The organism is Caballeronia zhejiangensis (assembly GCF_000698575.1).
Lineage (GTDB): Bacteria > Pseudomonadota > Gammaproteobacteria > Burkholderiales > Burkholderiaceae > Caballeronia > Caballeronia zhejiangensis.
The window spans coordinates 1-10,420 of the sequence record NZ_JFHD01000074.1 but is presented as its reverse complement, the minus strand read 5'-3'; the positions used below and the strand labels follow the sequence as shown (position 1 = coordinate 10,420).

Here is a 10,420-nt window from a genome sequence, read left to right as displayed (position 1 = left end):
TTCTAAGCGCGAGCATCACGACAAGAACACCCTTAAGAAGTGCATAAGCGACCGCGCCAAATGCGACCGCGCCCAAAAGAACAAAAGCGAAGCTTGCCAGATAGTCGCTAAACTTTGTTTTCATCTTTTCGCTTCTCCACTAGCAACTCAGGTATGTGTAAAGCAATCGCACGCTGGTAGCTTAGGCGGCATCATTGAGGGTCCAACTATTTGGCGCGGCTTCTTGTAGTTCACCGTCGTTCGTGCTGTATCTAGTAATCGTACGCGCTGGACCTTGACAACACACTGTGACATGACCGTGACGTAATCGCCTTGAGTCTCACAAAAGATTTTCAGATTGTCTCGCTGCGTCGAGATAGTAGGCTTGATTGACTCCGGCCGTTAAGGCCTTGCCCTGTTCTGTAGTCGTAGACAGGGCTTTTTTGTTTTCTTTCGAGCGCCAGTTATCAGATAGCAGCGCTGATGTCTGTTCAAAGGCACGAAAGCCTGATTGGTATCAGCAAACTAATCGCGGCTGTGTAACTCCCCACACGTTGGCGCTCCCCGCCTCAATACTTGTGAACTCAGGCTTGCGCGCCACCGTATGCTGATAGAGACGCGCTGGCGTCCATGTGTATTCTTTGAGAGGAGAGCCAGCGCGCTAGCTTGGGGTTTTAGCCGCATCCGCACGTCATACAGCCTCATTTTTCGATCAGTATTACGGAAGCGTACGACACAAATTTTCTGCGCTTTCCATTGCTAGACAATGCCATGTTCGTGACGCGCTACCTTGAGGTCCTGCCCAACATGGGAAAAATTGCAGTCACGTGCGAGAATCGTTGAACTTTCGTAATCGTCAGCATGACCGACCGTACGGGTCCGTAGGCACGGCGCTCACATCAATATCGACAATAGAATGACTATGAAGGTCGGATCGCTTCCGCAAAAAACACAGTATATGCAGTCGGACTATGGGGAGTGCGATGAGGGAGCGGGCGCTGAACTGGCTGCAACAGCAAACATCCCCACCCGATATGGAACGTTCCAATCCTACGTCTATCGGGTGAAACATACGGAAGTTGAGCATATCGCGTTTGTGAGGGGTGTAGTTGACAGCGGGCACTCCGTGCTGACGCGGCTGCACTCGGAGTGTGTAACTGGTGACGTATTCGGTTCGTATCGGTGTGACTGTGGGGAGCAGTTGGATCTGGCGTTGCGATATATTGCAGCCGAGAATTGTGGTGTCCTCCTTTACCTAAGAGGGCACGAGGGGCGGGGTATCGGATTAGCGAACAAGATTCGCGCGTATGCGCTCCAAGAACAAGGTCTCGATACGGTGGACGCAAATCTTCACCTGGGCTTGCCTGAAGACTCTCGTGAATACAGTTCCGCGGCGGCCATCCTGCGAGCCTTGAACGTAAGATCGGTGCGGTTGATGAGCAACAACCCCACAAAGTTCGAGAGCCTACGCAAGCATGGTATCCCCGTTTGTGAACGCGTCGCGCTTGCGATCCCGACGCGCGAAGAAAATGAGCGTTATGTCAAGACCAAGCAAGTGCGGTTCGGGCACTATTTCGACGAGAATGAATAGTCGCCAGTCATCGGCCTTGCACGGAGCTCACAGCGGCGACGCAGAGAATCGGTGGAGACTTAGATGATTTGGGCGACGTATCAGGGAGAGCACCCAGCTCTAGTTGCTTTTCGTGCAACGGAAAGTTGCACAAAATTCATGACGTCGGATTGGCATTGATGCGTGCAAGTAAGATGTGCCTCGACGGCTTTTGCGTTCTAAGCGGTTCCCGCCGAAGGCGCAAACGTTGTGACCGATTAGTCACGGATGCGTTGGCAGGCGCCTTTGACAGGCATTCTAGGAGGGTCTTTTTTGTTGTTTGGCCGGAAATCGTGACGCGCGCGGCCTATGTGCGAACCACGACTTAGTAGTAGCTTGAGGATGCTCGCGATTGGACACATGGATCCTGTAGGTCAGACGATGCGATTGCACTGGAGTGTCGTCAGCACACAGGCGTTTGCTTCTGTATCAACTGATAGATGAGGGTCGACATGAGAATTAAATCAACGATTATCAGTCTTTCGCTGTCCATCGCGGTGCTAGGCACATTTGCCGGGCCCCTGACGTATGCACAGGATACAGGCTCGACTGCGACGAACCCTGAGCAGTCTGCGCCGATGACGAAGGAGCAGAAAAAAGCTGCGCGAAAACAGGCGCGGGCCAAGAAAAACGCAGAGCTCAAGAAGCTGGAGGACGCTGGCTACAATCCTGCCTCGCGAGACAATGCTACTTATCCGCAAAATCTTCAGAACGCGCAGAAGAAAATCGACGCCAACGCTGCCAAGGGTCAGTGAGGCCGGTAGGAGCCTTTCCTTTGTTAGAGAAAGGCTCCCATAGGACGCGCAGCGGTGTAAGCGGTACCTCATCGTCGGACAACGTACTGGAGAAACTTTTATCCCTCGGCAGACAACAGTCCTTTGTCCATTTGCTGGTTAACCCTGAAGACAGTTTTGCTTACACTGGGCTCACTCGAACGCAAACAGAGGTGTTTGCGGAAAACAATGCCCGGAGGTAGGTCATGAAACTCGCAACCATTCTCGTCGCCGCTGCACTCGCAATTCCCGCTGTTTCTTTCGCAGAAACCAGCCAACCGCTGACCCGAGCAGAAGTGAAGGCGCAACTGATTCAAGCTGAAAAAGCTGGCTACAAACCCGCCGCTGACCATGCACTTTATCCCGCTGACATCCAAGCCGCCAATGCAAAGGTAGCAGCGCAGAACGACCAGGGCTATGGCGGAGTCGCTAACTAAGCTCCCACCTGTGTCGATGTGTTTCATTGAGATAGCGTCACACGGGTCCGCGTAGCTCTGTCGACTGACGAGAGGCTCGGACCTCAAACGCGATGTCTGGCCGCTGTCGAAATCGATAGGCGGCCAGTTTGCTTTTCGGCTCCTCCGCCACCGGCTAGGCCGATGGTTTGCCCAGTGCAGCAGCGCTGGGTTTTTTTCTTTGTCAGCGACGAGCGAAAAAGTACGTCCTGAACTGAACCAAGTAAAGGGAAGCGAGGAAGACGCTAATTGACAACTCAGTCTCTTACTCGAAGACAGTCTTCGGATTGATGTCATAAAAACCTGCGACCGCTAGACAACTGCATCAATGTCAAACCGGTCGCGCTGAAATAGGTAGCATGGCTATGACAAGATGCACGGCTCCGGTACGTGGACACAACTCGGCAGCGGCTGCAGCGGCATGTCCTGCATGCAGCAGCCGTAGCTACCGCTACGGCGGTGGTTATAGTTCGCCTTATTCCGCATCAAGCAGCAGCGGAAGCGGCTACAGCGGGGGCAGCAGTCGGTCCAGTGGCGGAGCAAGGCCACGCTGGTCGCGACCAAGTTCTTCCGTGTCGTACACTCCATCTCAAGTGCAGTCGCTCACGCCGATTCGCGAATCCGTCGAGAGATCGGCGGCGGCGCAGCCTGATCTTCGCGATTGCTTTTTGTGTCACGCGTGGGACGACCGTCAGGGGGCAGCTAAAGAACTATACGAATCTCTTGTAGCTGCTGGTGTGAAGGTCTGGTTCAGCGAGAGGGATCTTGGACTGGGCGTGCCGATGATGCGTGCGATTGACAAGGGGTTGGCAAATTCGCGGATTGGGCTCGTTCTCGTTACTCCGAACCTGTTGCGCCGCCTCCCCCAAGAGGGTGTTGCCGACAAGGAGCTTTCCGCGCTGCTGGCGGGCAACCGGCTCGTGCCTATCGTCCATCAGACAACGTATTCGGATCTCCGCAATGTTAGCCCGATGCTTGCTTCCAGAACTGGTCTAGACACCACTGAAGATTCGATGGCGATGGTTGCCACGAAGATTGCCGAACTGGTCGAAATCTGGGGCTAGCGGACGGTCTTTCGGGACGTACGAGTCGGAAGACTGTTTGACTTCAACGCTTGTGCGCTTTTGGACTCCGGCTCGAGGCATTGCCAGTTTGGGCTTACAACAAGAGCGATCAAGTTGGTGATTGCTACGTCACAGCGACGAAGAAAGAATGCTGGAGTTCCTGAGGACAATGAACCAACAATCCTAGTCAAGAACCCCGCCAAGTAGTGCTCTTGCGACCAAGCGTCCTCGCGTCATAGGTTGTACGCAACGATCTGCGAGCACTACTAGGCGTGCCATGCGGACATCCGCCCTCAAACGTAGATGCAACCACCCAGATACAGGCTACCGACGCGGAGCATGAAGTACCGCTTGGTCTGTGCGGTTGACTTAGCCGGTCGCGATAGCTGCTTCCTGCTTTCTTCAGGTTTGGCTCCAGTGGCCGGCGTTCCCTAATGCAGCGATTTCGTCACGTAGACACCGAGGCGTACGGGATTTTGATCTCAACTATGAGAGTCCGAGACCCCGTACGGGATGAAACCTATTAGACGTCGGGCCACACCGGCGCTTTATCACTGAACGTTCGGATCTCCGCTTTGAGCAATTCTTTGCATCACACCTTCTTGATAGCTAAACCACTCTTGTAGGCACGCCTTATCGCGACAATGTCGTTCGCGGTAGTTCCACTGTTTCTTGATTCGCGCCACAAACAGCGCTTTATCAGTTGCGGCATCCCTTGCCTGCTGAACCGATGTCGCCAGTTGTCGGTCGGAACTTGCCAAGTCCGCATCGTGACAGATTAGATACTCTGGGATGGATTTTGCAGCATTGCAGTCGAAACTGGTTTCAAAGGTGTTGGCGTTCACATTTACTTGTGAATCGGGCGCAGGCGACGCCTGAGAATTCGTTGTTTCGTCACTGGCGGCTATGGTTGTCGATGAATCGGTCGTTGTAGACTGACTTTCGGCCGACGGTTCACGCACGATGGAGGCCCGGTCTACCTCGAGATACTGCCCGTTTTGCAAATCGACAGACTTGCTCCCGTTGAAGTTATCGTTCCAGACAATGTCAGCTTTCCCAAGAGGACCGGTATTCACAGACACATAAGCGCTACCTGCGCTTTGAAGGACGTAGCGGCCGGCAGGAAGGTCAATACCACCTTTATAAACACCGGAAAAGTTGTACTGACTCTGCTGCGTCATTGCACGATAAAGATCTAAAGCGCTCGTTACACCTAGTTCTTTGACTGCACTTGTTGCGATGAGATACCCGTCCGTTTTGATATCTCCGAGTCCATGAACATAGACGTAGCCGAACGATGCAAAATTTTGATTGTCAAGAATTTGACCATTAAGCTCTTCAGAAAAGTAGCCGCCGTTTTTGCTCACGAAGACGTAATCGCCCGAACGTATTTGTCCTTTTGCATAGGAGCCTGGCTCGTAGGCCAAGCCGCTTCTTACCAAAGACCGAAGACCTGTGACGTAGCGCGGCTCTTGCACTGCAGTTGTTGGCTGTGGCACTGGCTGAGCCTGTTGTGCTGATTGTTCGCTGCTAGCTGTGTCCGTGTTTGCCGCGTCGCTCGAGCTATCATGGCAGGCGTAGCAAACGAAAGTAAGCATACTGCAAATTGAAACGCTGAAAACCTGCTTTTTCCACGATTCGATGACCCGCATAGACGCCCCGACGTTGTTGTATTTTCTGATCGTAAACATCACGCAGCGACGCTTTCTATGTTTGGCCAGTACGCGCCTCCGCAAACATGAAGTTTATCTGAGCGGTCGAAGCTAGCACAGATCGAATAGTGGTTTTCCCCACAATTCGTTGAAGCGTCAATCCTCTCAGCTCTATTTCTTTCGCCGTTCAAGTGTGAGGGCTGCGAGCAGGGTCTATCTCACGCGAATTTGGTAGGCAAAACCGGCCTCGCTCGTGCTTGCATGCTCGGGCGTACCGAAGGACGGTCACCGGAGCATGCATTCTTTAATGCGCAATTCCCGTTGAATAGCTCGCACACCACATGTTTTTCGTCATCCTGACAGTGACGGGCTTTCGTCGACCAACAAACATCGAATCCCGCGAGTGAGGGGCTCATCGGGCGGACTGATGGGCTTTCATCACAACCCACGCGCAGCGTAAAAATGAGCACGATCGTTCTCGGCCCTCTCTCCGCTCGGGAATGCCGAAAAAACCATGTTGCCAGTCTGGTTTGGCAAACGGTTTCGTGGTCTGCCGCACATTCAGGTTTTGCGGAACATCGTCTGATTTGTGTTCATTACACGCTGTCTCTTCTCGGGGAAACGATGAATTGGAGATCAACATGAGGCGTGGTCTCGGTTATGGTACTTGCGCACTTGCGGCACTTCTTGCAACAGTACCTACACTTTCATTTGGCTGCCCCGAAGGCTATTACAACACATCACTCGGCGTGTGCTTTCCGAATAGCGGCACGGTTGCGAAGGCACCAGTTCAAATACCCGCGACAGTTGCAGGCACCGTAATAAATGGAGTGCAAAATGATCCGGTTAGGCTTCTCGTAAATCCCGCAAGCTACATCAATCGAACAGGTATCCCAACACCCGGCGACTTTGTTGAGTTCGCACTTAAAAATCCTGATAAGGTCATTCAGTTGATTTCTAATCCGGGACAGTGGCCATACGTGCCGGTAGCCCAGGCAATCATTGCGGGACATAACGCTGCTCTAAACAGCGGCGCCCACCCGATTCCACCAAATATTCGTGTCTTTTTACGGCACTGGTATGCAGACGATTTACTTGCCGGCGTTAGATGGACGACGAGTTGGAACTCGGTGCAGAATTCATTACAGGCGGCACAGATGAATATGAACGGAGACACGCGCGCGATCACGCTGATCAATGCGATCGTGTTCAGGACGCCGGCCGATGCTCAAGACTATGCGCTTTGGGCCCACGAAGTCTTTCATGTGACGCAATACCAGAGCTGGGGGGTGTTCCGATTTGCGCAGCAGTGGGTCGACAATTCATCAGAGGGCGGCCCAGTCGAAGCTCCCGCATACGCGAGACAAGCGGAAGCCGAACAATTGTGGGCGGCCGTCAACCAGCCTATGCCCGTCCCAGGCGTTGGTCCACAACCAATTCCAAATCTCAGTCCGAATCAGCAAGTCGGAACTCAGCTTGCCGGACTACCGTCGAATGCACAGCTTGCCGAATGCACCTGCGCACCTGTCGCAATTGGAGCATTTTGGCCAGCCGCCCAATGTATATCTCAGCGCGCTACCCCGCATCCGTGCGCAGGGATGTGCCAAGGGGGTGGAACACCGTGGGCGCCCGGCTGCCAGTAGAGGCCGAACACCGTCTGCTAATCAACCGCTGCAAATACGACATCGAAGATATAGACTTCAGTGTCCACGCCCGTGCTATCGGCCCGGTCGACGCGGAGAAACTCTGTACCTCGGGAGCATGTCCAGCGGCACCGTTCATCTTTTGCGAATCGGTTCTGCTGGACCGCGTGTCTCCTAGCCTCGCTCGTAGACTGCTGGCGGCAAGGACAGCCTGAGAGCAATACGCCGCACAGGTGATTTTTTGAACCATGGGGCGTTGCCATATGCGGCGATGACAAATTAAGCCGGCCTATGTGCGGAGCACTAGAGCGACAGCATAAGCGGGGTAGGGCCTTACATCTCAGAACGTCAGGTTTGCATAGCATCGTGGTTCCGATGTCGCATGCGTGGCTTACGCGGAAGCAGCAATGCGTTCAAATTCCTCCACTGGCCGCAAACCTTGCAAAAGCCGTCCTTCGACCAGCCAAGCGGGTGTACCGCGTACGCCATGATACTGAGCGTCGGCCTCAGCTCGAGATACGGCATCAAGCGGCGTCTGCGTCTCCATCGCGAGCTTAAGAGCAGCGTCGTCAATGTGGCAGGCGCGCGCGTGGCTAAGGAGAACTGCGTCATCGCCAAGATTCTCATGACGTGCAAAATGCGCAGCAAACAACGCTTTTTGATATTCAACAAAGCGTTCCTTGTGATTGGTGCGCACCCATTCAGCTGCAGCCAAGGCTCGCCGCGAGTTCGGCAGCCGATCGGGCCAACTGAGCGGCAATTGTGCTTGCTCGGCCTCAGCTGCCAGCATGTCGTACATTGCACCGGAGCGCGCGCCTACAAACATGCCCTCGACAGGAATCTCGGGATGCGCCTGAAATGGAAGTTCGTCAAGCGATACGCCGCGAGCTAGTAGGACGGCATTGCGCGACTGAGCGATGTAACAGAACGGACAAGTCAGGTCGTACCAGTGTGTGATCGTAGCCATGGCGTGACTGTGGACCAAATTAAAAAGGAAATCACAGTGTAGCCGCAGTGACTGGCACCCGCATTTTAACGATCCTGCCGCAGTCTGTTGGCGTGCAATGTCCGAGGGCTATTTCAAAAGTGTTTCGACGAAATCTGCCGCCACTCCAATGTCTGAGAATACGCGGCAGCCGTTGATACTCTCTAGATTCGTGTGGGGTTGCCTAACCAGCGTGTGCAAGGGACCCTCGGTCAGGAAGGCATCGCAGTAACTTAGTGCGGCGACTGCATGCTGAAAATCGTAGTAGTCGTTTGGTTTGAACTTCCGGCTCTTGTCCCAGCGTATCGCTGCGTGGAGGGACGCACCGATATGGATAGACCGAAGGATACGCCTGGTCTCGGGTTTTTCAAACGCGAGGTACAAAGCGTTACGGCACACATTGACCGATGTCGCACGCTCTTCTGGTGTGCGCGACAGCGAACGGGCGGCCTGCTTCTCAGCAAGCTCATGCATGATGTCGGCGGTCACCTCTCCCGCGAGCTCGATGCTCCCCCTAAGTTCAATATCGTACGTTTGAGCGAAGGATCCAAGCTCGCCTTTATGCAGTGCGTTCATATCGTTGGTCTGAGCCGCCAACTCCACGAAATCGTTCGGTCCGAAAGGTTTATCGCCAAAAATTTCGACCATCTCGTTGAGAGAGAGATTCCACAGGTAGTCGTGAAACGCTTTTTGGATAGCAAGTTCCTCGTCAAGTGGACGTCCCGCTAGTGTCGGGATGGATGGGCCGAGGATGTTTGCGACTTTCGTCCACATCAGCTCTTCGATTGGGAAAAGCTCAATGCCTCCCTTGCCTTTGAGCAAGAACGTGTAGATTTCCGTCCCCAAGACCGTATGTGGCTCAATCAAGCCGATACCCATACTGAGTTCATCGATAACGCGCGCAGTGCCAACCCGACGTCCAGGGCTGTAAGGTTGCTTCATTAGCTCCAGGAACATGGCGGAACTGATTGGACACAGGAGGCTTCCCTCGGTGACGCCGCGGCGGAGATGGGCAAGCAAAGCCTGTGATGCCGTGTCGCATCGAACGCCGAGCGCGGCGTCACGCATGAAGATCCAGAAGCGGGCATCCAGATATATCTTCCTGCGAGGGCAGATCTTTCGACCGAGTTCGATTTGGCGGGAGCGGATGTGCTGTTCGATGCTCATGCTTAAAGGGAAATAAAGACTCAGAGGATGTCTCCGATGGACGCGAGCTAAAAAGTCTCAGCGACTGTTCGTAGATTCCTTCAATCAACGAACAGCCGCTCTAGCTTCGCTCAGTCTTGTTTTAAGTTGCGGGACGATACAACACAAATCGAACAGGAAACCCTCCGTAACGCGTGTTCGATCGGAGCTGCCAATCGGGAGTTGTTGCTCCGACTCTTTGATGTCAGGCTAGAACGTCAAGGCAGCATGAATGCTATCTACTGCCGCTTGATTGAACAGGATGCGGTAATTTTGCGAGTAATTAAGCACATATCCACTCGTTGCGGTAGACGACGCCACCGGATAGGAGTTGCCACCGACATCCGTATTTGCTTTGATCAACGAGCCATCGTAAACATTGCCATTCAGCTCGAAATAGATCCGATACTCAGTGGTCGTCAAGTTCGGACGGGCTGCGCTAGCAACAAACATGTTGACTCCATTCACAACTCCAACCACGCCGTCGGTGGACTTGTAGGTTTTGGCGTCAGCGCTAGAATAAATGCCGCCTTTCAGCATGAGTACCGCGATCGTTGTGTTTGACGCAACAGGGGTGGGGAGGCTTCCGGTCGTGGCTGCGGCATAGTCGATGACCGTATAGCAGTCTCCCATCTCTAGCTGCTGATAACGAAGGTAGGCCGCGCCACTCTTCCAAGTTGCGGTTGCACTCAAGAGCGCAGGATTGAAATACAAGGAGTTCAGATTTTGCGCTAGTTCAGTCGGAGCAGAAGCGACCGCGCCGGAAAGTGGGACCTTTACGATGCCGTGACGCATGCGCTTCTCAACGGTCGTGTTTCCGTCTTCTGAAAGCGTGTCCACTTCAATCGCGTCACCAAGATAGCCTACGCGCTTCAGGCTGTTCGATCCAACGACAATTTTCCCGTTTATTAAGAATCGGGTAACAGACGCAACCGCTGGTGCGGGCAGCGTAGCAGCAATGGAGCTAGGAGCACTGGCGTTCATTGACTGACTACTTCCATTTGAGGGCGAGACTGCGAGAGAAGCGTGCGTTTCCGTCAGATAGTGCGTGCCCGGTTGCGGCACACCAGTGTAT

Annotated in this window: 9 protein-coding genes; 5 read left to right on the top strand and 4 right to left on the bottom strand. The window is 53.8% G+C overall.

Annotated elements, in window-relative coordinates; all coding sequences use genetic code 11:
• The first annotated feature begins 937 nt into the window (after positions 1 to 937).
• The 4 genes from ribA to BG60_RS35575 all read left to right on the top strand — a co-directional run bounded on the left by ribA (position 938) and on the right by BG60_RS35575 (position 3,880).
• Entirely contained in the window at positions 938 to 1,570 is a 633-nt protein-coding gene (gene ribA / locus BG60_RS35590) for a GTP cyclohydrolase II (protein WP_051627293.1), read from the top strand.
• A gap of 470 nt (positions 1,571 to 2,040) precedes the next feature.
• Positions 2,041 to 2,343: a DUF4148 domain-containing protein gene (locus tag BG60_RS35585; RefSeq protein WP_033536856.1), complete on the top strand. Its 303-nt coding sequence runs from the start codon at positions 2,041 to 2,043 to the stop codon at positions 2,341 to 2,343.
• A 224-nt stretch (positions 2,344 to 2,567) separates the two neighbouring features.
• Positions 2,568 to 2,798, top strand: a complete 231-nt coding sequence (locus BG60_RS37700; protein ID WP_008348865.1) for a DUF4148 domain-containing protein — start codon at positions 2,568 to 2,570, stop codon at positions 2,796 to 2,798.
• A gap of 590 nt (positions 2,799 to 3,388) precedes the next feature.
• Positions 3,389 to 3,880, top strand: a complete 492-nt coding sequence (locus BG60_RS35575; protein ID WP_235366301.1) for a toll/interleukin-1 receptor domain-containing protein — start codon at positions 3,389 to 3,391, stop codon at positions 3,878 to 3,880.
• A gap of 551 nt (positions 3,881 to 4,431) precedes the next feature.
• Here BG60_RS35575 and BG60_RS38595 read toward each other — a convergent pair.
• Complete coding sequence (locus BG60_RS38595; RefSeq protein ID WP_150126638.1) at positions 4,432 to 5,574, bottom strand: lysozyme inhibitor LprI family protein; 1,143 nt, start codon at positions 5,572 to 5,574, stop codon at positions 4,432 to 4,434.
• 599 nt (positions 5,575 to 6,173) lie between these two features.
• Here BG60_RS38595 and BG60_RS38030 point away from each other — a divergent pair.
• The gene (locus BG60_RS38030; protein WP_087124910.1) at positions 6,174 to 7,175 is read left to right on the top strand and encodes an eCIS core domain-containing protein; all 1,002 of its coding nucleotides are present in this window, start codon (positions 6,174 to 6,176) and stop codon (positions 7,173 to 7,175) included.
• Between the two features lie 391 nt (positions 7,176 to 7,566).
• On the opposite strand, the gene BG60_RS37690 is transcribed toward BG60_RS38030, so the two are convergent.
• The 3 genes from BG60_RS37690 to BG60_RS35560 form a co-directional block, all read right to left on the bottom strand.
• Positions 7,567 to 8,142, bottom strand: coding sequence for a DsbA family oxidoreductase (locus tag BG60_RS37690; protein ID WP_075583633.1), 576 nt, complete (start codon positions 8,140 to 8,142; stop codon positions 7,567 to 7,569).
• A 108-nt stretch (positions 8,143 to 8,250) separates the two neighbouring features.
• On the bottom strand, positions 8,251 to 9,327 hold the full coding sequence (locus BG60_RS35565) for a hypothetical protein (protein WP_033536854.1): 1,077 nt from the start codon (positions 9,325 to 9,327) through the stop codon (positions 8,251 to 8,253).
• Between the two features lie 228 nt (positions 9,328 to 9,555).
• Positions 9,556 to 10,420 (bottom strand): hypothetical protein (locus tag BG60_RS35560; RefSeq protein WP_034474544.1); only part of this gene is annotated, 865 nt, incomplete at its 5' end.